General features: G+C 48.9%; 1 rRNA gene. It reads right to left on the bottom strand.

Annotation, left to right across the window (positions count from 1 at the left end):
• Positions 1–807 (bottom strand): 23S ribosomal RNA (locus tag CHF27_RS13985); the annotation flags it as partial.

Raw genomic sequence — 807 nt, 5'->3', positions numbered from 1 at the left:
AATGATATCGTAGCTTCGGTAGTAAGTTTTAGCCCCGGAAATTTTCGGCGCAGGATCACTCGACCAGTGAGCTATTACGCACTCTTTAAATGAGTGGCTGCTTCTAAGCCAACATCCTGGTTGTCTGTGCAATCCCACATCCTTTACCACTTAACTTACATTTAGGGACCTTAGCTGACGATCTGGGCTGTTGCCCTCTTGACTATGAATCTTATCACCCACAGTCTGACTCCCAAGTAAAAGAATACGGCATTCGGAGTTTGATAGTCTTCGGTAAGTGCAATACCCCCTAGGACATTCAGTGCTCTACCTCCGTTTCTCTACGCTTGAGGCTAGCCCTAAAGCTATTTCGGGGAGAACCAGCTATCTCCGGGCTCGATTGGAATTTCACCGCTACCCACAAGTCATCCCCGAGCTTTTCAACGCTCGTGGGTTCGGACCTCCACGAAATTTTACTTTCGCTTCATCCTGCTCATGGGTAGGTCGCCCGGTTTCGGGTCTACGTCAAGTAACTACTCGCTCATTTAAAACTCGCTTTCGCTACGGCTCCACACCTTAAGTGCTTAACCTTGCTACTTAACGTAACTCGTTGGCCCGTTCTACAAAAAGTACGCGGTCACACTAATAATGTGCTCCCACAGCTTGTAAGTGTAGGGTTTCAGGTTCTATTTCACTCCCCTCCCGGGGTTCTTTTCACCTTTCCCTCACGGTACTATGCGCTATCGGTCACTAGGTAGTATTTAGCCTTGGAGGATGGTCCCTCCTGCTTCCCACAGGGTTTCACGTGTCCCGTGGTACTCTGGATCA

The sequence above is a fragment of the Romboutsia maritimum genome (assembly GCF_002251085.2).
Taxonomy (GTDB): Bacteria; Bacillota; Clostridia; order Peptostreptococcales; family Peptostreptococcaceae; genus Romboutsia_B; species Romboutsia_B maritimum.
The sequence above is the reverse complement of the archived record's forward strand: the minus strand, read 5'-3'. Positions and strand labels throughout refer to the sequence as shown.